General features: G+C 52.3%; 25 protein-coding genes, 1 pseudogene and 1 riboswitch. Of the genes and pseudogenes, 19 read left to right on the top strand and 7 right to left on the bottom strand.

Annotated elements, in window-relative coordinates; all coding sequences use genetic code 11:
• The first annotated feature begins 60 nt into the window (after positions 1-60).
• The 7 genes from P1S59_06395 (at position 61) to P1S59_06425 (ending at position 9,116) form a co-directional block, all read left to right on the top strand.
• On the top strand, positions 61-1,119 hold the full coding sequence (locus tag P1S59_06395) for a hypothetical protein (protein MDF1525879.1): 1,059 nt from the start codon (positions 61-63) through the stop codon (positions 1,117-1,119).
• Positions 1,120-1,140: 21 nt separating this feature from the next.
• The gene (locus P1S59_06400) at positions 1,141-1,374 is read left to right on the top strand and encodes a hypothetical protein (protein ID MDF1525880.1); all 234 of its coding nucleotides are present in this window, start codon (positions 1,141-1,143) and stop codon (positions 1,372-1,374) included.
• 118 nt (positions 1,375-1,492) lie between these two features.
• Positions 1,493-3,409: an ATP-binding protein gene (locus P1S59_06405; protein MDF1525881.1), complete on the top strand. Its 1,917-nt coding sequence runs from the start codon at positions 1,493-1,495 to the stop codon at positions 3,407-3,409.
• Positions 3,410-3,834: 425 nt separating this feature from the next.
• Entirely contained in the window at positions 3,835-4,563 is a 729-nt protein-coding gene (locus P1S59_06410; GenBank protein ID MDF1525882.1) for a hypothetical protein, read from the top strand.
• Positions 4,564-4,812: 249 nt separating this feature from the next.
• Positions 4,813-5,994: a M20 family metallopeptidase gene (locus tag P1S59_06415; protein MDF1525883.1), complete on the top strand. Its 1,182-nt coding sequence runs from the start codon at positions 4,813-4,815 to the stop codon at positions 5,992-5,994.
• 314 nt (positions 5,995-6,308) lie between these two features.
• Complete coding sequence (locus P1S59_06420; protein MDF1525884.1) at positions 6,309-7,418, top strand: response regulator; 1,110 nt, start codon at positions 6,309-6,311, stop codon at positions 7,416-7,418.
• A gap of 64 nt (positions 7,419-7,482) precedes the next feature.
• A riboswitch (Fluoride riboswitch) is annotated at positions 7,483-7,544 on the top strand.
• A 111-nt stretch (positions 7,545-7,655) separates the two neighbouring features.
• Positions 7,656-9,116, top strand: a complete 1,461-nt coding sequence (locus P1S59_06425; GenBank protein MDF1525885.1) for a sodium:proton antiporter — start codon at positions 7,656-7,658, stop codon at positions 9,114-9,116.
• A 336-nt stretch (positions 9,117-9,452) separates the two neighbouring features.
• Here the strand turns inward: P1S59_06425 and P1S59_06430 are convergent, their stop codons facing one another.
• Positions 9,453-9,749, bottom strand: a complete 297-nt coding sequence (locus P1S59_06430) for a group II intron maturase-specific domain-containing protein (protein MDF1525886.1) — start codon at positions 9,747-9,749, stop codon at positions 9,453-9,455.
• A 156-nt stretch (positions 9,750-9,905) separates the two neighbouring features.
• Positions 9,906-10,838: a reverse transcriptase domain-containing protein gene (locus P1S59_06435; protein ID MDF1525887.1), complete on the bottom strand. Its 933-nt coding sequence runs from the start codon at positions 10,836-10,838 to the stop codon at positions 9,906-9,908.
• 559 nt (positions 10,839-11,397) lie between these two features.
• On the opposite strand from P1S59_06435, the gene P1S59_06440 reads away from it, so the two are divergent.
• A complete protein-coding gene (locus P1S59_06440; GenBank protein ID MDF1525888.1) occupies positions 11,398-11,712 on the top strand; it encodes a GIY-YIG nuclease family protein in 315 nt (104 codons plus the stop codon).
• A gap of 374 nt (positions 11,713-12,086) precedes the next feature.
• On the opposite strand, the gene P1S59_06445 is transcribed toward P1S59_06440, so the two are convergent.
• Positions 12,087-12,866: a lysophospholipid acyltransferase family protein gene (locus tag P1S59_06445; protein ID MDF1525889.1), complete on the bottom strand. Its 780-nt coding sequence runs from the start codon at positions 12,864-12,866 to the stop codon at positions 12,087-12,089.
• A gap of 92 nt (positions 12,867-12,958) precedes the next feature.
• On the opposite strand from P1S59_06445, the gene P1S59_06450 reads away from it, so the two are divergent.
• The 11 genes and pseudogenes from P1S59_06450 to P1S59_06500 all read left to right on the top strand — a co-directional run bounded on the left by P1S59_06450 (position 12,959) and on the right by P1S59_06500 (position 22,530).
• Positions 12,959-13,270, top strand: a complete 312-nt coding sequence (locus P1S59_06450) for a hypothetical protein (protein MDF1525890.1) — start codon at positions 12,959-12,961, stop codon at positions 13,268-13,270.
• A 19-nt stretch (positions 13,271-13,289) separates the two neighbouring features.
• A pseudogene (locus P1S59_06455) lies at positions 13,290-13,415 on the top strand (ATP-binding protein).
• Complete coding sequence (locus P1S59_06460; GenBank protein MDF1525891.1) at positions 13,416-13,763, top strand: GTP-binding protein EngB; 348 nt, start codon at positions 13,416-13,418, stop codon at positions 13,761-13,763.
• A gap of 289 nt (positions 13,764-14,052) precedes the next feature.
• Positions 14,053-15,105, top strand: coding sequence for a LacI family DNA-binding transcriptional regulator (locus tag P1S59_06465; protein MDF1525892.1), 1,053 nt, complete (start codon positions 14,053-14,055; stop codon positions 15,103-15,105).
• 185 nt (positions 15,106-15,290) lie between these two features.
• Positions 15,291-16,613 (top strand): extracellular solute-binding protein, encoded by a 1,323-nt coding sequence (locus tag P1S59_06470; GenBank protein MDF1525893.1) that lies wholly within the window; start codon positions 15,291-15,293, stop codon positions 16,611-16,613.
• Between the two features lie 112 nt (positions 16,614-16,725).
• On the top strand, positions 16,726-17,673 hold the full coding sequence (locus P1S59_06475) for a sugar ABC transporter permease (GenBank protein ID MDF1525894.1): 948 nt from the start codon (positions 16,726-16,728) through the stop codon (positions 17,671-17,673).
• Entirely contained in the window at positions 17,670-18,611 is a 942-nt protein-coding gene (locus P1S59_06480) for a carbohydrate ABC transporter permease (GenBank protein ID MDF1525895.1), read from the top strand. Before P1S59_06475 ends, P1S59_06480 begins: the two co-directional genes overlap by 4 nt.
• Entirely contained in the window at positions 18,608-18,808 is a 201-nt protein-coding gene (locus P1S59_06485) for a hypothetical protein (GenBank protein MDF1525896.1), read from the top strand. The genes P1S59_06480 and P1S59_06485 overlap by 4 nt, the downstream gene beginning before the upstream one ends.
• A gap of 3 nt (positions 18,809-18,811) precedes the next feature.
• Entirely contained in the window at positions 18,812-19,909 is a 1,098-nt protein-coding gene (locus tag P1S59_06490) for an ABC transporter ATP-binding protein (protein MDF1525897.1), read from the top strand.
• A complete protein-coding gene (locus tag P1S59_06495; GenBank protein ID MDF1525898.1) occupies positions 19,902-20,900 on the top strand; it encodes an ABC transporter ATP-binding protein in 999 nt (332 codons plus the stop codon). Before P1S59_06490 ends, P1S59_06495 begins: the two co-directional genes overlap by 8 nt.
• A gap of 10 nt (positions 20,901-20,910) precedes the next feature.
• Positions 20,911-22,530 (top strand): dihydroxyacetone kinase subunit DhaK, encoded by a 1,620-nt coding sequence (locus tag P1S59_06500; GenBank protein ID MDF1525899.1) that lies wholly within the window; start codon positions 20,911-20,913, stop codon positions 22,528-22,530.
• A gap of 330 nt (positions 22,531-22,860) precedes the next feature.
• Here the strand turns inward: P1S59_06500 and P1S59_06505 are convergent, their stop codons facing one another.
• From P1S59_06505 to P1S59_06520, 4 genes are all read right to left on the bottom strand, one after another.
• Complete coding sequence (locus tag P1S59_06505; protein MDF1525900.1) at positions 22,861-23,193, bottom strand: helix-turn-helix transcriptional regulator; 333 nt, start codon at positions 23,191-23,193, stop codon at positions 22,861-22,863.
• Positions 23,194-23,784: 591 nt separating this feature from the next.
• Positions 23,785-24,018, bottom strand: a complete 234-nt coding sequence (locus tag P1S59_06510; protein ID MDF1525901.1) for a helix-turn-helix transcriptional regulator — start codon at positions 24,016-24,018, stop codon at positions 23,785-23,787.
• 21 nt (positions 24,019-24,039) lie between these two features.
• A complete protein-coding gene (locus P1S59_06515) occupies positions 24,040-24,255 on the bottom strand; it encodes a helix-turn-helix transcriptional regulator (protein ID MDF1525902.1) in 216 nt (71 codons plus the stop codon).
• Between the two features lie 106 nt (positions 24,256-24,361).
• Positions 24,362-25,234, bottom strand: coding sequence for a PLP-dependent aminotransferase family protein (locus P1S59_06520; protein ID MDF1525903.1), 873 nt, complete (start codon positions 25,232-25,234; stop codon positions 24,362-24,364).
• Positions 25,235-25,237 lie beyond the last annotated feature (3 nt).

Consider the following 25,237-nt stretch of genomic DNA (forward strand, 5'->3'; position numbering starts at 1 on the left):
CAGCATGTTACAGATTTGTAATCTAGGTGCAGATAAGCTTCTTTCACTGTGGAGTACAAAATGAAGTTTTCCTTCAAAACCACAACCAAAAAAGCTGTTGAAGCGATACTTGTGCTGTCCCTCGTCCTGCTTTTCTTCCTGGCGATCCTGTTTACTCTCAATAAGGTGTTTCCCACTGGTCTTAAACTTCTGAACCTTGTCAGACCAGGGGCGCAAGACTCTTCACCTTACAGTGATCATCTCGCATCGAGGGAACTTCGATTAAACACAGGCACAGGAGAGTTCGGTCTTGGCGACGGAGACACAGTCACCGCTGTCCTCTCCAGCTTGAACAACCAGGTGAAGGCAAAGCGCGCCAACCAGATAGCGTGGCAGGGCGCCGAAAAGGGGATGACCTTTCACGACAGGGACGCCATCCAGAGCTTTAGAAAAAGCTTCGCCACCGTCTTCTTTAAAAAGGGCAACTTCCTGGAACTTCATGAAAACTCCCTCATCGTATTGAGGAGCCTGGAACGGGACGTTTTCATCCGGGAAAACCACATGACCGTAGTCCTGGTGAACGGGCAGCTCAACGGCCGGATAGGGATACAGGATCAGGAAAATTACAACCTTGAGGTTATCGCACCCGGGGTTGTCGCTCGAGCCCCCTCCAGGGGCAATAAGGATCAGCCATCCCAATTTCAGATGTCAGTGGGGCCTGATGACACCTCCATTCTCACCGTCCACGAGGGAACCGTTGATTTCCTTATTGATGGAAAGACAATAGGAGTAGGCACCGACCAGGTCGTCAAGATCCAGCCTGGCAAAGCGCTGGTTTACCTCCGTCCGCCGCCCCGGGCGCCAGCCCTGACCTCTCCGGCAAACGATGAGACATTTACCGTCCGTGACATCCCACCCAGAGTGTCCTTTGGGTGGCACAAGGGCGGCAATGTCCAAGGTTACCACTTTGTGCTGGCAAGGGATCCCGGCTACCAGGATATTTTCTACGAAGGCAGGTTCGAGGATAACCAATTTTTCCACGGGAACCTGAACCAGGGGGATTATTACTGGCGAGTAAGTTCCGTCAGCAGCAACGGAGAGGGTGCATTCGGCCGTGCACGGCACCTTCGTTTGATTTAGGACCTCGAACTGCCCACCCTTGTGGTTAACTATAATAGTGACACCGTAGAGGATGGCGACAAATTCGAACTGAGAGGAAGAACTGACCCGGATGTCAGGATCTTTGTAGGAGGCATTCCTGTAAAGATAGACGAGAGTGGGGAGTTCGTGCATGACCTCTTTTTAAAACGCGGGTTTAACGTTATCGTGGTGGAAGCGGTGGACAAAGTGGGAAACGTGAACTATTTTTCCAAGGTCGTTAACGTGGAATTCTAGGAAACCCGAAATTACTGCGGGCCTGTTTTTGATCTACTGCATTACGGTTCACCTCCCTTGAGGGGGAGGAAGGAAGTTGAAGGATGATCATTCAGAAAAGAGAGGAACAGGCAAACAGATGAGCAAACAGATAAGCAAGCAGCTTTTCATACCGCTCAGGTTCAAGATCCTGGTTGCTCTTCTCCTTGGGATCGCGATCGTAGTTGGTGTGATCACCTTCACCATGGCCAACCTGTTCCACAAAGACAAGATAGCCTATATCAACGACCTCATCTCCTCAAACACCATCCACACCGCCCAGGAAACGTACGCCCTGATCCAGAATTACCATGAAAGGATCAAGACTATCTCCAGGGTGGCCTACGATGTCGGCGTAACCCAGGACAAAAAATCAAGAATGCTCGATAACCTCTTGCTGGACTTTCCGGAGATGTTGGCCCTCACCTTTTATGAGGATGGGATCGAACAGATCTCCGTTCTCGATGAACAGGTACTAACATCTGCCGGACTGTCAAAAGACGAATTCAACACTCACCGCACCCAGAACCCGATCACGTCCCTGGACCTTGACTCCGAACAAGTGTACATCTGGAACTCAACCTTCAGCGAAGCGCTTCCTCTTATGACCATGGTCAGCACCATAACGATCCCGGGACTGGAATCCGAGCTTGTTCTGGAAGCCATAATCCGTACGGAAAGGCTCATGTCCGTAGTCAGCCGGTCCGTCCTTTTCGAGGCTTTCATCCTCGAAAAGGACGGCCGTATTCTAGCCCACAGGAACCCTCAGCGGGTCCTTACCCACAGCCTGGAGAACTGGCGTCCGGACAAACAGGACCTGCCGGTAGGATCGAGGCTGGCCGCTACCTTCGAATATGTCGTGGATGGGGTTGAAATGATCGGGGGATTTGCGCGGGTGGAGATCAGTGACCTCATGGTGGGAGTACAGATCCCTAAAATGGCGGCGTTTCTGAGCACCAGAAAGCTCATCGACAACCTTATTATTATTTCCTTCATCATCCTTCTTACAGCGGCGACCATCGCCCTTATCTGGTCCTACGGCCTCACCCGGCCACTCATAAGGCTTACCAAGGCGGCCCAGGACATCGGAAGGGGAGAGTTTGGAGTTTCCCTGAAAGCAACCTCCAGGGACGAGATCGGAAGCCTCACCCGGTCCGTGAACCACATGGCTTACGAACTTAGCGATCGTGAGAGGGCCCTGGAGGAGGCTAATTCCGCTCTCATCCAGTCCGAGAAAATGTCCGCCTTCGGGCAGCTTAGCGCCGGCATCGCTCACGAGGTAAAGAACCCCCTGGCCGGGATCCTGGGCTATACCCAGCTCTCACTGAAAAAGATGGAAGACGACCCCGCTATTTACAAGAACCTGAAGATCATCGAGCAGGAGACCAGGCGCTGCAACTCCATTATCGAAAACCTTATGAAGTTCGCACGGCAGGACAAACTGGAACTCAAACCCCTCACCCTGAACGATGTTATCGAGGATTCCCTTGTCCTCGTTGACCATCAGATGGGCATAAACCAGATAACCCTTGAAAAGAACCTGGCTGACGGCCTGCCCAACGTGAAGGGGGACGCCAACCAGCTCATCCAGGTACTGATGAACCTCATGATCAACGCCCAACAGGCCATGGACGGGGGAGAGGGAACCGTTACGGTCACGAGCGGTTCCCCCAATGCCGGCGTTGTCGAGATAAGGGTCGCGGACACAGGTCCGGGGATGCCTGAAGAGGTCAGTCAGAAGATCTTCGAACCTTTCTTTACCACCAAAGCGGCCGGTAAGGGCACTGGCCTTGGCCTTGCCGTGACCTACGGGATCATCAAGGACCACGGTGGAAATATCAGGGTCGAAAGTAAACCTGGGCAAGGGGCGACATTTATCATCACCCTTCCTGTGACAACGTCGGCAGCTTCTGAGGACACCTCGGAAGATATTTCCGGGGAATCACCTGACGACCCTCAGCAGGCCGGGAAAGAGGGGGGGGCTCCCGACCTGGCGACCGAGCGACCTGGCGGCTAAGCGACTTTGCGAAAGAACAAGATCAAAAGCTGAAAATGCGGTCTATATAAAGACGATGCTTTGATACTACTGTATGCGTGCTCTTGTTTTTCAACGCACTACGCACTACGCACCACGCACTAAGCACTGCTCTATTCCCTTCCCCCACTCCCTTCCCCCACTGTTTCAAATATTTAGTCCAGGGTTTATACTTATATGTCTGTTTTCGGTTCCAACCTTGATAGGGTCGCAAAAAGTCCATTATTGGCTTTTTGCTCCACGGAAAGCGAAAAATGTCATTTTCGCTTTCCATACAAATCAATGACTTATACTGCAGGTCATTGATTTGGGCGCCCCGACAGGGGCGCATTGATGACTTTTTGCGAAGTCATCAACCTTGCACGTTCATCTTAACTCAAGTTTTCACAGTATTTGGGGATACCGTTATGAGAACCAGACCTGCCCTTTCAGTTTTTGTCCTGACTGCCTTATTTTCAACTTTTTCGTTGGCAGCGATCCAACATTCCCAGGCGGCTGGCAGAAGGGGATCCGATGTTCAGATCTACAGTCTCCAGACCCTTATCAACCAGGCCTACCAGATGACCCTGGAAGGAGCCAGCCTGGTCATACTTGACCAGATGGGCAAAGGGGGAGTTTTCGAAGGGGTGATCAACAAGCGGGGCTGGAGCATGATCGACCTGGGTGAACGCATCATTTCGGAGGTTGTGAACGGTGAGGAAATCAAGCAGTTGATAAGTGAGGGGAAGGGCAGCGATCCGCTCTTAAACAACGTTAAGGAGAATGCAGCCCAGATCCTGGAAGCTGTGGCCGGGATACGTACATATCTCAAAACGGACTCAGCCGAACCCCGGCTATCCCAGATGCACTCACTTTTCACCCTGCTCAATCATGGTATGAAGATGGCCACTGACGGTGCTGACATGATCATGCTTGGCAGGATCGGTGAACCTGGGGGAGCCAAGGACACCTTGCAGAAACATGGGCGAGCCATGATGCAGGACGGACGGGTCCTGATAATCCGGCTATCCGACAACGATACCATGAAGGATCTTCATAAAGCCGGCTACACCATCCAACAAAATCCCGCCATGGCCTCCCTGCACAACTCCATCACGCAAGCCCTCAGGATAATCGACCGGTTGGCGAGAATGTAGTGCTCTAAAAGCAGTGTTTAGTGTCTGGGGTCTGGAAAAAGCAGAGCGAAAAGCAGGGCGTAGGGTGGAGGGCGGAGGGCGTGGAAAAGCTGGAGTCAGGAGCCGGGAGCCAGGAGGAAGAACTGTATCGGAGTGCCGGAGTAATCACGCCTTTGGCGTGAAAGGCTGTGTATCGGGGTAAGTTCTGGAACTTGAAACCTAAAACTTGACACCCGAAACTTGAAATCTGAACAACGGGTCACGGAATCTATGAAAAAAACGATTGCCTCATACGTGCCCGAGCTTATCGCCCTCAGGCACGACCTGCACCAACACCCGGAGCTGGGCTTTGAAGAAATATGGACCGCCAAAACCGTGGCCGGGGTGCTGGAAAGGTACGGTTTGGAGGTGCACACGGGGTGGGCGAAAACCGGCGTCCTTGGCATTCTCAGGAAAGGAAGTTCAACCAGGACTATCGCTTTGCGGGCCGACATGGATGCCCTCCCTGTACAGGAAAGGTCCGACCTTGAATATCGCTCCGTCAACAAGGGGATAATGCACGCCTGCGGTCACGACGGGCACATGGTTATGCTGCTGGGCGCTGCTCGATACCTGGCGGAAAGAGGGGACTTTGACGGGACTGTGGTTTTCATTTTCCAACCTGCCGAGGAGGGCGGCGGCGGCGGGCGCCTCATGGTGAAGGAGGGGATAGTAGAGACGTTCGGGATCCAGGCTGTCTACGGGATGCACAACCGCTCCGGGCTGGAGGCCGGATGGATCTCCACCCACACCGGACCCATAATGGCGGCCACGGACAACTTTGAGATCATCGTAAACGGCGAGGGAACCCACGCAGCTCTTCCTCACACCGGGGTGGATCCCATCGTCACCGCTTCTGAACTGGTAACCTCCCTTCAGACTGCAGTAACAAGGAAGATCGAAGCTCTTGATAGCGTTGTGCTATCAATCACACAGTTCACCTCGGGTACCACCTTCAACATTATTCCGGATGACGCCCTGCTAAGAGGCTGCACACGGTATCAGTCAACCGAAACAGGTGTATTGCTCAGAGAGGCCATGGAGCGCATAACAGCCGGAGTGTGCGCTGCCCACCATGCCCACTATTTCTTCAACTACATGCCCGGTTACCCGCCCACCGTGAATACTCTCACCGAAACCGAAGCCGCGGTCCGGGCTGCCAGGAAGGCTGTGGGGGCGGAAAATGTGGACGATAACTGCTCCCCTCTTATGGCCTCTGAAGACTTTTCCTATTTCCTTGAAAAGATCCCCGGGTGTTACATTTTCCTGGGTAACGGCACTCACACCCAAAGCCACAGGTCTGATTACGATTTTAACGATGAGATCATCCCTGTAGGGGTCCGCTACTGGTGCATCCTGGTGGAGCAGGAATTGGGGGGAATACCAGGACACGGCAACTCGGAGACGCGGTGACACGGTGTTCATTATCAGATCTCAGAAGTTTAATCACATAACTCAGCTTCAAGATTTTCATCGCTTTTAATTGCTGAATCCCGGGTCTTCAGATCCTCCCCTGGCATTGAATTTTTCAGGGTCCTCATTTTCCTATGTGGTGAAAACCATCGCCTCTATAGCATTCGGGATCACTTTTTAAGCTAAGGGCACAAGTCACACGGGGGACGCTTTTGACAACAGTATGCCGTTAACATACAAAATCTTTTCATCCGGCCGCCACATATGATAATATGCAAGCTGTTTCGCTTTTTACCCTTACGATTAAAAAAAACATGACTGAAAAAGACGTTTCAACTCGCGCACTTAAAATTCTCCTTGTTGAGGATGACGGATTTCTTCTCAGGACGATATCTGACTATCTCAGCGCCAGGGGGATGGAGGTACAGACCGCCTCCAACGGCAGGGAGGCCATCGACCACCTTTCAGCGGGCCCCATTGATCTCATTCTGACCGACATTATCATGCCTGAGATGGACGGCATCGAGTTGCTCAAATATGTTAGGAAAAGGATGCATGACCTTCCCGTCATCATCATCACTTCTTCCGATGACATCAATTACAGCATTGAAGCTCTGCGAGCCAACGCCAACGATTACATCCTTAAGCCGATTCCCATGGAGGAGTTGGCCACCAGGATCGCCCTGACCTTCATGAAAACGGAAGCCCTCAAAAGAGAAAAAGTACAGCAGTTCCGGATGGTTGAGAAGGTAATGGAAAAGGATAAGAGGGTGGAGCAAACATTCCTTCGGTCCATTCGATCTTTCATTAACGCCATCGAGGCAAGAGACCGCTACACCAAGGGCCACTCCATCCGCGTGTCTGACCTGGTAGAGCAGCTTTTGAGAAAGCTCGGCATCAACTCGGACATATCCTACGACATCGCCCTCGCGTCCCAACTGCACGACATTGGCAAGATGGGTGTCAGTGACATCATCCTGAATAAGCACGCAGGGTTGTCTAACGACGAGTTCCACATCATGAAAACCCATCCGGAAGTAGGATATTTCATCCTCAAGCCCATCCTTTCCGAGAAGGGGCTCAAGGGAATCCTGCACCACCATGAAAGATGGGACGGAGAAGGATATCCCATGAACCTCTCAGGTCAAGAGATCCCATTGGGCGCCCGCATTATAAACCTGGCCGACTCCTTCGACGCCATGGTTTCGGACCGCAACTACCGCCGGTCAAAGGACGTTCCCCAAGCACTGTCTGAGGTCGAAAGGTGCGCAGGCACCCAGTTCGACCCCGATCTGGTGCCTGCATTTGTAGAGGTCGTTCGTGAAAACCACCGTAAGGAAATGGAAAGGGCCGCAATCAGCATTGTTCCATCACCAGACGATCTGCCGGCTGCCGTTATCGCCGGTCACCGTAACTCTTTCTGAAAAACCGTTTTTTCCCTTTGCCCTGTCGTTGACTGCTCTGAAAACAATGTGTTAAAAAATTCCTGACATTTTCGGTGGTGGAGTTCGCCTCAACCGCTCGCAAGAGCCGATGACTCCTGTCCCAGGGGACGGGTTTTTTTGTGCAAAAAAAGTGAACCGTGAACAAGAAACTGACCGTATGTAATTTTCCCGGTTCACTATTCACACTTCACTGTTCACTGCAGGGGAGAAACCTTCATGGCCCTCAGCCTTGCCTTCATAGTCCTCGCCGGTCTACTGGCCGACGCCCTTTTTCGCAGGATGCGCTTGCCCGGGCTTGTGGGAATGCTTATCGTTGGTGTGCTGGTGGGCCCTCATATGCTGGACATCCTCAGGCCGGACATGATGGCGGTCTCGGGGGATTTCCGTAAGATAGCCCTTATTGTTATCCTGCTCCGTGCAGGCCTTGAGCTGCGAAGGGACATTCTGCACAAGGTTGGGCCCTACGCCGTGACCATGAGCGCCGTTCCCGCTATTTTCGAGATCACGGCAATCACTCTTCTGGCTCCCCCTCTTCTGGGGCTTTCCTGGCCGGAGGCGGCTATTCTTGGGAGTATCCTCGGCGCCGTTTCCCCCGCTGTCGTCGTCCCCCTCATGATCGATTTCATGGAAAGGGGCAAGGGCTCGGAAAAAGGGATCCCCACCCTTATTCTGGGGGCATCGGCAATTGACGATGTTTTTGTCATTGTCATCTTTACAGTACTCCTGGGGATGTACGGTGGGGGACCGGTCAACTGGGTTTGGCAGGCCGCTTCCATTCCCATTTCCATAATTCTCGGCATCCTTCTCGGCCTGGCGGTCGGTTATCTGCTTTACCGGCTGTTTCGCCGGTACGATCTCAAACCTCCACGGAGAACGATCATCCTTATGGGGGTGGCTATTCTCCTGACATGGGTGGAGGATATTCTTCACGGCATCCTCCCGATCTCCGCACTCCTTGGCGTCATGGCCATGGGATTCATAATCCTTGAAAAACAGGAGGCAATCGCACACATCATCTCCTCCAAGCTCAAGCACCTCTGGGTCTTTGCGGAGCTGCTGCTGTTCGTCCTTGTAGGTGCTCAGGTGAACATAAAGGTCGCCTGGGAGGCCGGTCTTGCCGGGGGTCTACTGATCCTGGCAGGCCTTGCTGCCCGCAGTGTGGGAACCTGGATATCTCTCGCGGGCAGCGGACTGGACGCCAGGGAAAAGCTGTTCGCCGTTGTCGCCTATATTCCCAAGGCCACCGTGCAGGCGGCCATCGGGGCCATCCCTCTCGCCGCTGGGCTTCCCGGTGGTGAGGTCATTCTGGCCGTAGCTGTCCTTTCCATCCTTATCACAGCGCCCACCGGGGCCATCGGCATCAAGTTCCTGGGGGAACGGATCCTTCAAGAGAGTAAACGTTCACCCTACAGCTTCAAGGAACTGCGTCAAAGTCTGGGCCTTCCCCATGTGGGTGAGCGTATTATGGAAATCGCTACAGGCCATATGTGGAAGGTCATCGAGGAGAAGGAGTCCTGGCACGAATCCGAGTCCGGCGATCCGATACCGGCCATCGTTCTGAGGATATGGGAAAAAGGTGATGAAACGGCGATCGGCAGCGGTCCCACACGGTACCTGAAATACACACCTCTGGAAGAACCCTTCGGGAGGAAGTGGGAGGTTGTGTATGGGAAATAGCCAGAATGCAGAATGTAGAACGCAGAACGCAGGAGAAGTTCTGAAACCGGGAAAGGGAGAATCGGGGAAGCGGTGAAAACGTATGACATTCCTGGCCCAGACCCGGAATCCAGTCGCACTTGCATACCGCATCGTAGTTATAATCTTTCACCTAGACACCTAGACACCTTCATACTTAGATACCGTTTCATTTGTCATCGCGAACTGTCACCCATGTGACTTGTCACGGCGAAGTTCATAGAACGAAGACGGAAGCGATCCCGGTTACTATAATAAGCGATATTGTTTTAACGGTAGAGTAGCCGCAGGCATGCGCGAGAGAACCAGCGATACGCCTCATAAATTCACCAGACCAAGGTCAATGAAGTGACGGTAGAGGCTCACGTTCTTCGGAGGGCGATAACGCCGCTGGCTCCGCCGCCCAGGGTAGACGGCCAGACGATGCTGTGTGTGCCGGTTGAAGTCACGCATGACCTTTCGAGAGTAACCAAACTCGAAGTAGTTGGCCCAGCCGCGCCGATGTCTGTTGAGCATCAGGATGAGCGCCGATATCGGCAGGAAACAGATTTTACTGCTGGTCATGTCCCGCAACCTCCCGCGTTCCTTCAGTACGGCCTTCTTCGACGGGGTCACGTTCAGATAGTTGTGGCTCCGACCGCGAAGATCCCGATCGTACCGGAACGTGAAACCGAGGAACTACAGACTGGACCTCGCTGTCTTCAGATCGACCACTCTGGTCTTGTCACGGTTGACCTCCAGCCCCATTCGGGCTACCAGGACCTTTTTCATTCACGTCTGCAACCGGACTCCCTGATAACGCGCCATGACTACAAAGTCATCGGCGTACCGTACCAGTTTCGCGTTCGCCCACCGCGCCGGACCTCCCGGACCATGGAAAAACGTGTCGAACCAGTGCAAAAAGATATTTGCCAGCAAAGGGGATATTACTCCTTCTTGAGGCGTTCCCTTGCGGCTGCGCCGAGGGGGACTGCCGTCCTGCTCCACCACGGGCGCCTCAAGCCACATCCGGATCAACTTCAGGACCGACCGGTCCACGATCCGCATGCGCAACGCCGCCATGAGCTTGTCGTGCGGAATCGAATCAAAGTAACCTTTCAGGTCCGCGTCATATACCTCCCGAAACCCGGAATGGATATGGTCCCGAATCGCGGTGAGCGCCTGGTGGGCCGAACGACCCGGCCGAAAACCGTACGAACAATCCAGAAAGTCCGCTTCAAAGATCGGTTCGAGCACCAGCACTGCCGCCGTCTGAACCACTCGATCCCTCACGGTCGGGATGCCCAGAGGACGTTCCTTTTCGTTGGGTTTGGGTATATAGACGCGACGCACGGCCTGGGGACGGTACCTCCTGGAACGAAGCTCCTTGTGGAGTTCCTCCACAAGACCCTCGGGGCCTCCCTCCGCATGCTCGATCTGGGCGATCGTCACGCCATCGACTACGGGCGCACCCTTGTTGGCGCGCACCTGATCCCAGGCCGCCTTCAGCACATCCCGCCGATAGATCCGGTCATACAGCACGTAGAACCGGAACTTCGGCTCCCGCTTGGTTTTTTGGTACAGCTTCTGTCGCAGGGAGGAGAGTTTGGGCGGAAGGTCGCGCCGCTCACCCCACTTGGGAGGTTCGTCCAGCTTCCATTCCCATTCGTCCGTAGTGCAGCTTCTGCTGAAGCGGCACTCCTCTCTTTGTCCACCAGCGTGCACCCGACAGGGTCCCTTCGCTCCACGGGCATTACCCCGCTTCCTCACGACTATGAACCCCGCCGACTCCCAAACGGTCCCGACATCTCGCTTATGGCTTCGCAAAATGCGTTGGGTTCCACCCAAACCGATGGGCCTCCCAGGTTCCTCGATCAATCTTTCGACACGCGCCGTCCCCAACCACCCCGGGATGCCCCACGGGTGCATACGCTCGTTGCTTCCCCGCGGATTACAGGCTTCAGCAACTCTGGAAGATTGACCGCATCCACTTTGCGTAATGAGGCCGAATCGGGTTCGCTTGCGCTACGGCTCGCGCCTTCGCGTCAGGAGGCTTCGACGTACAGGTTACCCCAATACGCCGCTCCATCGGCTACATGTGCGTACGAGCAATTCACACGGTGGGCTCCTTTCATCTTACGGGATTGACCAGGCTTAACCTGGCGCACCAGAGGTCGCAGAGGAAACCTTATACAACCTGTCCCAATTTGTTCCGTCGATCGAAGGAGATTAACAATGGATAGGAAAACAAAGATCAGAGAATATAAAGATACACCCCTTCCCCATGGGTGTTTTCCAGATAATAAACAAGGCAAACGGAAAGATTTTTATCGGATCCAGTGTTAATCTGCCGGCAATACTTAATCGCAGTAAAGTCGAGCTCAAAATGGGCAGCCACCGTAATGGAATTGTACAGAAGGAATGGAAACAGTTTGGGCACGAGAATTTCCAATTCAATGAACTGGAGATACTTGAACCGGCAGATGACCCAACTTATAACCCTGCTGAAGATCTTCGTGTTCTTGAAAAGCTCTGGATCGAGAAGCTGACTCCTTTTGGCGACAAAGGATATAACAAACCGTCAAAGACTGATATCTGAGAGCAATTTATGGACCCAATTTAAGGGATTGTTTTAACAGAGGGTTGTACAAGGGATCGTGCAGAAAAAAGTCCTAGTCCAAGACCTGGTCCCAGGTTAAGGGCAATATCCAGTTCTAATCCCCCCCAGATTCAAGTTTTACACTGCCCTTCGACAGGCTCAGGGTCCCGAGCAAGTGAAACGCGTCGAGGGACGATGCGGCCATGAATTGGCCGCGCTGCGTACCCTGCGGTAAAAGCTTTAATCGTTTTTATTGGAAGACGAGTGGATTCCGGATCACGATTTCATCGTGTCCGGAATGACAGAGAATTTTCGCCCACTCTCCCTCTCGCCCCCTCTCCCCCTCTGGTGGTCCTTCCGCGTCAGATGGTTCTTTATTCACTCCCCCACTTCTCCAACTTCCCCTGAATAAACCGCACTACCTCCTCGTGCTCATCCCTGCCGGAACCGGTCACCCTCAGGGGCTCACCGAAGCAGATATGCACCTCCTTTTCCGGCCTAATGGGACCGAAATCCTTGATGATACTTCCTTTTCCCCATGCGTCTGTTTTCAGGGCGACAGGGACCACCGGCACACCGGCGCGGCGGGAAAGCTTTACTCCAATGGTGTTAAATTGCGCAGGATCGAAAGTTCTGCTTCGTGTTGTCTGGGGAAACACGATCACCGAGGTACCGCTGTCGAGGTGCTTCTGTCCTCCCTCAAGGACCGCTCTGAGATCTTCCCGGGGATCCTTTCTACCAACCGTGATGGGATCCCTGGAGCGCATTATCGGTCCAAATACCGGGAACCTTGTCAGCGCTTTTTTAACAATGAAGGTAGTGTTGCGGGCGGGTTGAACGAGGCATGGCAAGACCATGGTCTCAAGGGTGCTCATATGGTTGCCGACATAGACACATGGCCCTGAAAGGCTGTACAGCATATCCATATTCTCGATCTCAAACCGGACCCCCACACTTTCCAGGAGCCTGAAAACCTCCAGACTGCTCAGTGCCCACTGCTCACCGTCATACCTGCCCTTTACAGCCATTCGGCTGGAACGCAAATAGATGGGAAGCATCCTCAGGTGGAAGATCAGGCTGGTGCAGCAACTGTTGCGGCACTTCACATCCTCCAGGGAGGTCTGGTAGTTATCCCCTTTGACGAGCCTTTCCATGAGGATATGAATACACTAACTGCATTTTCCGGTCATCCCCTTTGTTCAATCAGCAGCTTCTTTAGCTGTCTTTAAAGGATGCTATACTGTTAATGATAGATCCTGGAGATCAGAAGGGGGGTATTTCCATGGGCAGGGAAGACAAAATCCGCCAGGTTGCCAAGCTCCTTGGGCAGACCGATTCCGCCCATCATTCCTATGAGATAAAGGTTCTTAATGGAGATCGTGACAGCCATTGGCCGGAGTGGTTCGCCGAAGACCTTATCGGCCACGGGTTCGATATGGTCCTGGAGGACAGGCTGGCAAGGTTCCTGGAAACCCTGGACGAGGTTCGTAAGGGCAGTTCAAACCTCATGGATTGGCGTGACGGTACGGCCAGGAGGATGGTGGACACACTCGTTTAGCTGAAAGCTAAACGAGTGCAAGTACGGAATCCTCAGTAATTTCAGTAGCTTATGTGCTTGTACACCGCACGACATCCAACGTTATCGGCAACGACTTTCCGGCCCACTGCTCGATAGAATCGATTTGCAGATCGAGGTCCCACTGGTGCCGCACAAGGATCTGGCCGATCCGGTAGACGCTGAATCTTCAGCAACCATCCGTGCCCGGGTAGAAACAGCCTGCTGCATCCAGCGAAAGCGTCTTGCGCCTTATGGATTGCACGCCAAAGCCGCCATGGCCGCCCGGCATATCCTCAAGTTCTGCCCGCTTGATGAAGAAGGGCAAAAACTGCTGGAAATGGTGGTCGACAAACTCGGTATGTCAGCACGCTCATACAGCCGTATTCTGAAGATGGCACGGACGATTGCCGATCTGGCTGGCGAAGAAAATATCCGGCAGCCGCATCTGGCCGAGGCGGTTCAGTACCGGGGGCTGGATCGGAGGCCAGCCTGAGGCTGAGACAATTCATTTTCTAGAAAATAATTTGAACGAATCCGGCTATCTGCTATATTGAAGAGTCGCCGTTACACTTGTTGATGGAGGCGGCACATATGCGAAGGCTGGATTTCCATAAACTTCTAGTTTTGAAAATTGGATAGAACCACCTTCCTTTGAGGTTCCTGGCTATGATTTAAACAACCCCGGGCATGGCACAAAGATCTCAGCGGGTGCGCCAACTTCACCTATATGATTGACGTGCCTCATGCTCACGATTAAAATAACTTTTTAAAAGAAGAGGTGTATGGATAAACCAACAACCAAAGATCTTGCCAGGGTGGCAGGTGTAAGCCTAGCAACCGTGGACAGGGTAATCAATGGGCGAGGAGGGGTGCGACAGCTTACGGTTGAGCGGGTCACTGCTGCGATCAAGGAGCTGAACTATGTGCGCGACATCTCGGCGGCTAATCTGGCGCGCAGAACGGAATATAAACTCGTTTTCTTACTGCCTGACCATGACGATGAATTCACCGACATGATCCATGTGGCAATAAATGAAGCCAATGATACCATGGTGCATGAGCGCACAACCGTCACCATAATCCGCGTGCTAGCAAACGATCCACACCGTATTGCTCAAGAGATTGAAGGCCTGTCGTCGAACAATGTGGATGGCGTGGCTATCATGGCGCCCGAAACCGCTCAGGTGCGTGATGCTATTTTGCAATTGGACGCTCGTGGTATCGCCGTGGTTGCCTTAGCTTCCAGCCAACCCAACGCTCAAAATGCTTATTTTATGGGTATTAATAACGAGGCTGCAGGGCGCACCGCCGGACAACTTCTCGCGCGATTTATTGGCGAGCAGCCTGGTACGGTTCTGGCCATCACCGAGACCATGCAGTCGCGTGACAGTCTGGAGCGCCGGTTGGGCTTTGATGCAATTATGTCAAAATACGCGCCACAGCTGCATGTGCTTCCTTCAGTGGAAACCTACGCGGATGCAGTCCGCACGGAGAAAATTGTCGCGACAGCTTTTCACAACAGCCCGGATATCGTTGGCATCTACCTGATGCATCACGATATTTCGGAAACCATTCAGGCGATAGAGACACATGGAATACCGCAAAAATATGTCATCATTGGCCATGAGCTGACTCAATACACCCGCGCTCGGCTTGTTGATAGTACCATGGACGCTGTCATAGCGCAGGATGTTGGTCATTTAGTTCGTAGCTCCATTCGTGTCTTGAAGGCTCGTATAACACGAATCGGCACGGTAGCTTCACAAGAGCGCATTCGCATCGAAATCATTCTCCGTGAAAACTTACCAGAAGATATAAAAACCAGCAGCTTATAACTTTATTGGTTCTGAACCACGATTGTAACCGCTGTAAAATGATGTACGCACCTCTTTTATGTATTGACCGTAGACCATGCCTCACTTATATTTAATATCGCAATTAATATTGCGGGAAATGGCATTTCGCCAACATCCGCCATCAATGATCTGGGAGGAAGCTATGAGAGATCTGGGAGGAAGCTATGAGAATTTCTAAATTTCTAATCTCGACGGCTGTGTTCGCCATGAGCGTCGTAGGCGCGACCAGCGCTTTAGCGGAAGATCTTACTGTTTGCTGGGCGTCGTGGGATCCGGCTAACGCACTAGTGGAAATGAGCAAAGATTTTGAAATCAAAAGCGGCAACACAATGCATTTTGAGTTCGTGCCCTGGCCCAATTTTGCCGACCGCATGCTCAACGAACTGAACTCGGGTGGCCATCTGTGCGATCTTATGATCGGAGACAGCCAGTGGATTGGCGGCGCAGCTGAAAATGGTCAGTATGTCAAACTTAATGACTTCTTCAAGGCTAACAGCATTTCAATGGATGATTTCCTGCCGGCAACAGTGACTGGTTATGCCGAATGGCCGAAGAATACACCGAATTACTGGGCTCTGCCGGCTTATGCGGATGTGGTTGGCTGGACCTATCGCAAGGACTGGTTTAACCGACCCGAGCTACAAAAGCAATTCAAGGCCAAATACGGCTATGACTTGGATGTCCCTGCCAGCCTTGAGCAGCTCAAAGATATCGCCCAATTCTTCCAAGGACGCGAAATCGACGGCAAGAAAGTTTACGGTGCTGCGATCTATACTGAGCGTGGATCAGAAGGTATCACCATGGGTATAACAAATGCCCTGTATAACTATGGATTCAAGTATGAGAACCCGAATAAACCGTATGATATTGAAGGCTATGTTAACTCACCAGGTGCAGTGAAGGCGCTTGAATATTACAAGGCGCTTTATGAAAGCGGCACGCCGCCAGGCTCGTCGGACTGGTACATGTCTGAGAACATAGACGCCTATAAATCAGGTCAGGTCGCCATGCAGATGAACTTTGCTTTCATTTGGCCCGGCGTGAACGCCGACCCGAACGTCGGCGGAGATCGTACGGGATATTTTGCTAATCCGGCGGGACCAGCTGGTCAATTCGCCCAGCTTGGTGGACAGGGTATTTCGGTCGTTGCCAATACCGCACACATGGATGCTGCGTTAGAGTACATCAAGTGGTTTGCTAAGCCAGAAACTCAAGCCCGTTGGACTGAGATGGGTGGCGCGTCAGCAATGCGTTCGATAGTCGAAGCCCCGGATTTCCCCAGCAAGAAGCCATACAACAAGGCGTTCTTGAAATCCATGTCGATTGTCAAGGACTTTTGGGCCGAGCCGTCCTATGCCTCGTTACTTCTAGCTATGCAAGCCCGGGTGCACAATTATGTTATCGCGGGTCAAGGTACAGCTAAAGAGGCGCTTGACGGTCTTGTCAAAGACTGGACAGAAATATTCGAAGATGAAGGTAAGCTCTGATATTTACTCTCTATCCCCGCCCATACCTTGGGCGGGGTGTTCCGATTGATCCAAGTTCAAAGATGCACATCTCTGGATTCAAGCCAATATTTCTCAACGCAAGGGCAGCGTAATGGCCGACAAGACTATAGACCGTATCGCTCGGGCGACTCCTCCGGGGGTTGCCAAGCGGGTCCGAGGGCTTTCTGATCGGACGATCGCCTGGTTGTTTGTGGGGCCAAGCATTTTTTTACTTCTGGCGATCAATATCTTCCCCCTGATTTGGACAATCCGACTGAGCTTTACCAATTTCCGGGTTAATCGCGTCAACGCCCCGATCAAGTCGATCGGTCTGCGCAATTATGAACGCATCTTGTCCGATCCGGATATCTGGCAAACGATGCAGGCAACAGCACACTTCTTGTTCTGGACGATCTTGCTCCAGGTTCTGATCGGCTTTACATTGGCTTATCTGATCAACAAGAAATTCAAGGGCAATGACCTTTGGACCACCATTATCGTTCTTCCCATGATGCTTTCGCCTGCCGTGGTGGGTAACTTCTGGACGTTCCTTTACCAGCCGCAAATCGGACTATTTAATTACGTGGTTGGGTTCTTCTCGGGCATTGACCCCTCGTCTTTCTCGATGATCGGTTCAATCAATTTAGCGCCTTGGGCCATCGTGATCGTCGACACATGGATGTGGACCCCGTTTGTGATGCTGATCTGCCTTGCCGGACTGCGGTCAATCCCCGATTCAATCTACGAAGCTGCTGAGATCGACCGCGCCAGCAAATGGCGGCAATTCTGGACGCTGACCGTGCCAATGGTGCTGCCGTTCCTAATGCTTGCTGTCCTGTTTCGCGGCATCGAAAACTTTAAAATGTTTGATCTTGTTGTCCAATTGACTGGCGGGGGGCCGGGCTCGCTCACGACCCTGACCTCGATCGACCTTAAACGAGAAGCCTTCGAGAAATGGCGTACCGGCTATGCTTCGGCTTATGCTGTGATCCTGTTCGTTACAGTTTTTGGGATGGCTTCAATCTATGTCAAAGCTTTGAATAAGGTAAAAGACCGATGAGCGGATATTCCATCACCGAGCCGTCAAAGCGGCAAAAATGGGTCGCCGGTTTGTTGGTAACAACCTATGCGCTGGTTACAATGTTGCCCTTGTTGTGGGTCATCGCAACAGGATTTAAATCGCCTGCGGATTCAATCGCATATCCACCAAAGGTGGTATTTCAGCCCTCGTTAGAAGGCTATGTTAACCTTTTTACCACTCAGACCCGGATCTCACCAGACATGGAGGCAACGATAGCACCGCCGCAGACATGGTATGAGCAGATCGTACGCGACAAAGGCATGGTGATCGCCGGTGCTTCGCGCTATGGACAGAGGTTTCTAAACTCGGTCATCATCGGCTTTGGCTCAACCTTCTTCTCGGTTTTTTTAGGCACTCTTGCCGCTTATGCATTTTCGCGATTTAAGGTGCCGATTAAGGACGATTTGCTGTTCTTTATTTTGTCAACGCGCATGATGCCACCGGTGGCAGTAGCTATCCCGATTTACCTGATGTATCGCCAACTTGGCCTCAGCGACACCCATCTGGGCATGATCCTGCTTTATACTGCTGTGAATTTATCCTTGTCTGTGTGGCTCTTGAAGGGCTTCATCGATGAAATACCGTTGGAATACGAAGAAGCGGCGCTGATTGACGGCTACACTCGCTTTCAGGCGTTTTACAAAGTTGTGTTGCCGCAAGCGGCCACTGGCATTGCTTCGACAGCGATTTTCTGTCTGATTTTTGCCTGGAATGAATACGCCTTTGCGGTACTGCTCACTTCGGGCACCGCGCAAACGGCACCACCCTTTATCCCAACCATCATCGGGGTTGGTGGTCAGGACTGGCCGGCGGTGGCGGCGGGAGCCACGATCTTTCTGCTCCCGGTCATGATTTTCACCATCATGCTGCGCAAACACCTGCTGCGCGGAATCACATTCGGGGCGGTGCGCAAATGAGTGGTTTTATCAGTTGGTTTATTAGCGGTTTGCTGCGGTTGCGCCGCAGCGCGTGGGAGATGCTTGCCACGATCATAATCGCACTTGGTGTGTTTATGCTGATGCAGCCCTTCTGGATGGTAGCTTTCACCTATTCATTCATCGTTACACTAACTGGCACAGTGATGTTCATCATTGTCAGCCATTTTCCGGAATAGATCATGGCGCAAATCATCATCAAAAACCTCCGCAAAGATTTTGGTAATTTTACTGCCGTCAAGTCTTCGAGTTTCACCATCGAGGACGGCGAGTTTTTCATGCTTCTTGGTCCCTCGGGCTGCGGTAAAACCACCACCTTGCGCATGATCGCGGGATTGGAACTGCCGACCTCGGGGGAAATCTACATTGATGGCGAAGATGTAAGCCTCAAGCGTGCCAGCAACCGCGATATCGCCTTTGTTTTCCAGATGTTTGCTCTTTATCCACACCTGAATGTGCGCCAAAATATCAGCTACCCTCTGAAAAGTCAGGGAATGCCCAAAGCACAGATCAAGACCAAATTGGCCGAAGTCGCTAAGTTGCTGGGTATCGAGGCCATTCTCGACAAGCCTGTGGGCGGATTTTCCGGTGGCGATCGGCAGCGCATTGCCCTTGGCCGCGCCATTGTGCGCGAGCCAAAAGCTTTTATGATGGACGAGCCCTTGGGAGCACTTGACGCTGAGTTTCGAGAGCGCATGGCCGAAGAGCTTCGTGCCCTGCATGACCGCATGGGTGCTACCACGGTTTACGTCACACACGACCAGCTTGAAGCGATGCAAATGGGTGATAAGATCGTGGTCATGAATCACGGCAGCGTTGAACAATTTGGCGTACCGCAGAATATATACGACTGGCCTGCAACGATGTTTGTGGCCGAGTTCATCGGCTCTCCACCGATGAATTTCTTGCACCTTCAGGGATCGGTCAATGTCGGAGATTCAGCTATTACAATGGCGGGGCAGGCGTTTGAGATTCCCGTACAGCTGCAAGGTTGCGAAGGAGATATTGTCTTCGGTGTACGGCCAGAGCATATTTCTTTTGATCAAAACAGCCAGTATCGTGGAGATATCATTGCCACCGAATACTTGGGAACAACTCAGATCGTGACGCTTCAAACTCAGAACGGAACTGTAAAATCACGTATTTCTTCTGGAGAACCTGCATCCGAAGGAGAAAGTGTGGGGCTGGCTTTCAGCCCTGGGACCGTCACTCTTTTTGATAAAAAGACCGGTGTGGCGCTGCTGTCGGAGGGAAATAAAGGAGTATTGAGCGATGGCTGAAGTGTCCCTACAAAACATTAGCAAATCCTTCGGTCATCAAGTGGCGCTGGTTGATGTTTCCTTGACTGTGCCAGACGGCTCTTTCGTGGTACTTCTTGGGCCGACCGGCGCGGGGAAGACCACTATCTTACGGCTGGTTTCGGGACTTGATAAGCCAGATAGTGGTGTAATCATGATCGATGGTGTTGACGCCGTCGCGCAATCCCCAGCACAGCGCAATGTGGCAATGGTTTTCCAGCAATATTCACTTTATCCACACCTGTCAGTGCGCGAAAATTTAGCCTTTCCGCTGAAATCACCGATACTGCGTACCCCAGTAGACGAGATTGCGCGCAAGGTGGGCGAAGTCGCCAACACCCTACAAATTTCCCACAAACTTGACAACAAGGCAACCGAGCTCTCGGGTGGGGAAATGCAGCGCGTTTCGATCGGGCGAGCCTTGGTGCGTAACCCGCGCGTATACCTGATGGACGAGCCGCTCAGTTCGCTTGACGCCAAGTTGCGTTCGGACTTGCGTATCGAACTGAAGCGGATTCAGGCCAGCCTTGGTGCGACCATGCTTTACGTCACCCACGATCAGACCGAGGCAATGACAATGGCTACTCACGTTGGGGTGCTTGACTGTGGGAAGTTGGTACAATTTGGCTCTCCGCGCGAAATTTACGAAGATCCGGTTAGCATTTACGCAGCTAGCCGGTTGGGATCGCCGAAAATCAACATCTTACCTGCCAATCTTTTTCCTGGTGCGCCTGCAGGAGCTGTTAACACTGGCTTGCGACCTGAGCATATCCGCCTGGGTGAGGGGCAAGAGGCGCAGGCAATGCGAGTTGAGCATTTAGGCGATCAAACCCGCTTACATCTAAAGATCAACGATCTGAACCTGATCACCCTGACCGAGGCGCACACGCACATTCAACCGGGCAGCAGCCTGAAAATTTCCCCGCAATCCCCGCTTTATTTTGGCGCTAATGGTGATCGCATAAAAAGTTAGGAGGCCTATCATAGCACAGTTTATCAATAGTAAAGAAACCCTTGTGACAGAGGCGATTGATGGCACCCTTTGCACGGCGAATGGGCGGTTGGCACGACTGGACGGCTTTCCTCATATCAAGGTGGTGCTACGCAATGACTGGGACAAATCCAAAGTAGCACTGGTATCAGGCGGAGGCTCGGGGCACGAACCGGCGCATGTGGGTTATGTCGGCAAGGGGATGCTGACTGCGGCCGTGTGTGGCGATGTTTTTGCTTCGCCCTCGGTTGATGCTGTGTTGGCCGGTATACTGGCTATTTCCGGCCCGGCCGGTTGTTTGCTGATCGTCAAAAATTATACTGGTGACCGGTTAAATTTCGGCCTCGCTGCGGAACGGGCGCGGGCTTACGGGATCAAAGTTGCCATGGTGATCGTGGACGATGACATCGCTCTGCCGGATCTGCCACAGGCCCGTGGTGTTGCGGGAACGCTGTTTGTGCATAAGATTGCTGGCGCATTGGCTGAAGCGGGTGCTGATCTTGATACGGTTTGTGATGCTGCAACGAGGGTGATTGGCAACGTGTGCAGTATTGGTATGTCTCTTGATACCTGTAGCGTCCCCGGCTCGCCCAAAGAGGCACGGATCAAGGCTGGCAAAGCGGAACTGGGGCTGGGAATTCATGGGGAATCGGGGATAGAGTTGGTCGATTTCGTCAGTGCAAGTGATGCTATGGCGCTGGTGTTGGAGAGGCTGAAGCCCCACGCAGGCAGTGCACCTTTGGTTGCACTGCTCAACAATCTGGGCGGGACAACCCCCCTGGAAATGACCGTTCTAGCTAAAGAACTAGCCAAATCCGACACCATCGAAGGAATCCAGTATCTGGTTGGCCCAGCTCCCATGATGACCTCACTCGACATGCGCGGATTTTCGGTGTCGCTCATGCCGGTAAGTGGCGATGATCTGGTACTACTGCAAGCCCCGGTGGACATGGCCGCCTGGCCCGGATGCCTGCCCCTTAACGCCCCGGTCGTTCATCCCATTCCCGACGGGTTGACCCCAATTACGCCAATGCCCTCGGAAAATCCGGCAACTGCCTCGTTCATCAAGCGATGCTGTGATGTTTTCATCAATGCCGAATCTGTACTGAATGCATTGGATGCACAATCTGGAGATGGAGACACTGGTTCGACTCTGGCGGGGGCTGCACGAGCTTTGAAAGATGCGATTCCCAGACTACCGCAAGCGGATTTGACGCAACTATACCGCGCTATTGGGCTAGAGCTGAGTCAGACTATGGGCGGTTCATCCGGGGTATTGCTAGCGATCTTTTTCTCAGCTGTAGGAGATGCCGCATCTGGAGGGCAGACAAATGCGCAGGCTCTTAAATCTGGACTAGCACGGGTACAGGAGGTGGGCGGTGCTCACTTGGGTGACCGGACCATGATAGACGCACTCACCCCTGCGCTTAATGCTCTTCCCAAAGGCTTCGTAGCTGCCGCAAAAGCTGCACGTACTGGTGCCGATCACACATCTACGATACTCAAAGCCAAGGCTGGCCGTGCTAGCTATATTTCCGAAGATCGACTGAAAGGCTATAATGACCCTGGCGCTGAAGCCGTCGCACTGCTTTTCGAAAGTATGACTGAATAAAGAACGATGCATTTACCGGTAGCAGGAAGTAGGTGGTGAGAAAGTCACCACCTGCAATGCCGTTCTAAGATATGCCCTCTGTGAAGGCATATATAAAAAAAGGTCAGAGCTTCCATCAACAGAAAAAAGCAGATAAGTATGACAACAAGGGCTAATGATTTATCACATCTTTAAAATGTTCACAACTTTCTGGGTTCCTAAATCTTCCTACCAAAACTAAGCAGTTCTGAAAAATTATCCGGACCATTAACTGGACTTTTCCCCTTCGTTGTCAAATTTCCTGGCAAAACTGGTTTTCGTAAATCCTCAGAAATTTTGTAAGATGGCAATTCAAAAATTGTCGTCCACCGAATTTTGTCTCGTTCGGATACGTTGTGGTAGCAATGCCACTTTGTCTCTGATGTGTTCTACCTGTCTGTAGAGAGAGTAGGCGTCCTGCTCAAACAGGGGGATGTTCACCAGAATCGCCACCTCGAAGACGAGACTGACGGCACAACTCATATCGTCCTTTTCCATCTTTTGCAGCGTGGCTCTGGAAATATCGGCACGCTCGGCCAGTTCATTCTCCGTCCATCTTTTTTGTTTGCGCCCCAGTTTGATCTGCTCACCCATAAGGCTGGCGGCTTCTTTTGCGTATTTGGAATAGGTCCGTTGTCTTTTCATTTGCTCCAACGTTTATGATTTATTAAATATTCATTAAGCTTCTTAAAGGCTATTATACTATCCAAAATCTTAAAAGCGAAAGGGTCGTTTGTCTACAACTACTGGGTTGCAGTGAGACCACCTGGATCATGCGGCTGCCAGCTCTTTCATTCTCCATAAGTCGAAATTCATTTCTTTATGTCGAAAAGTGGCGTTATTTTCAGCTCGTCAGTCGAAAACCATTGCATCCCGATCGGAAAGAAAGCCCTATTCAACTCAAACGCTGAGGCGTTTTCTGGGCTTAATTGACTCAGTGAGCAGGTAGGTTCGGACGCATCATGCTCATATGTATCGTTTGCATATTGTGCCGAAAAGTGTTTATTTCTGTAAACAATACATATGGATGCCGCATGTTCTCCGAAATAGTCTCAAAATTCGCTGCCGAGGGGCGATCCTGTTTCAGTTCCGAGGAACTGAGACAGAGGGTGGAATCTACCCCTTTGGCGCTCCGGTCCACCATCAGGCGTTCGCCCAAGAAAGGCGACACCGCCGACAAAAACAATTCAGGAGATGGAAGCAGACCGGAGGTCGCAGCACGAACCAGAGCCAACCTTACGTCCCCATCGAAAGCCCTTCCAGGAAACGCTTAATTTCCTCCCGATTTCGCTGGCAGGGTTTGTGCCGGCCACTCAACCAGTCGGATAGCTGCTCCGGGTCACGGCCCATGTCGGCACCAAGTTTTTCCAAAGACAGTCCGTTGACTTGCTTGTACCAAGACAGTCTCCCCATCAGATCATCCGGGCAGAGGATCGGCTTGTAGCCGAGGAATTTGATGACTTTCGGCATGCAACCCATTACGATCGTAGACTAGCCATTTTTCCAATTCCAGATGGTGTAGGTGGTCACGCCAATCTGAACAGCGACATCTTTTTGATACAATCCAAGTTCAAGACAATGGCGACGCAGGTGGTCACCAAGGGTGACCGGTTCTTTGGTGAGTTCTTTAGATGGTTGTATTTTAAGGGGAATTTCGATTTTATGTGGGGTGCTGGTTGAATTGGAAAACTTGTAAAAGATGTTCAAACCCCTGTGGGTTCCAAGTTCTAAGTTCTAAGATTTTGGTCCAGGTCTAAGTCCAGGTCCAGGTCTTGGTCATAGGACACAGTACTTAGCTCTTAGCTCTGGTTATTTAGCGTTCCGCTAAATAACCCTTCAAACACCCCGCCAAGCGCTTCATCCCCTCCTCGATCGCCTGCTCATCGGCGTTGGAGAAGTTCAGGCGCATGGTGTTTTTCCCGCTCCCGTCTGCGTAAAACGGCTCACCGGGCACAAAAGCGACACCCTTTTCGATAGCCCGGTTGAAAAGATCTGTGCTCGAGCAGCCCTCCGGCAGTGTCACCCACAGGAACATGCCGCCCTGGGGTTTGGTGAACCCGATCTCATCCGGAAACTGCTCTTCCAGCATCCTGACCATGCAGGAAGCCTGATCCCGGTACCGTTCCCGAATTTCTTCGATATGTTCATCCAGGTCGTTGTCGGCAAGGTACTGCCATGCAAGATGCTGGGTAAAGGTGCTCGTGTGAAGGTCAGCAGCCTGTTTTGCAATGAGCAACCGTTCCATGATCTCATCAGGAGCCACCACCCAACCCACCCTCAGCCCCGGAGCAGCCACCTTGGAGAGGGTGCCCAGCATGATCGAGTGGCCGCCTGCCCAACGTCCTTCTCCCCCGTGGCTGTCTCCACCAAAGCTATCTCCAAACGATCCGATGGGCGGCAGGTGCTCACCTTCAAAACGCAGCTCTCCGTAAGGATCGTCTTCAAGCAGCACGATCCCGTGTTTGCCGCAAAGGTGGGCCACTTTCCGGCGTTTTTCCAGGGAGTAGCTCATTCCGGAGGGGTTCTGGAAGTTCGGGATCGCATAAAACAGCTTGCTGTTTACTGACCTGAACTGCCTTTCAAGATCATCGAGGTCAGGCCCGTCACCCGTCAGTTCAACCTGGCTGATGCTGCCTGTGTAGAGGGAAAACGCCTGTATGGCGCCCAGGTAACCAGGTCTTTCCATGGC

The organism is bacterium (assembly GCA_029210965.1).
GTDB lineage: Bacteria > BMS3Abin14 > BMS3Abin14 > BMS3Abin14 > BMS3Abin14 > JALHUC01.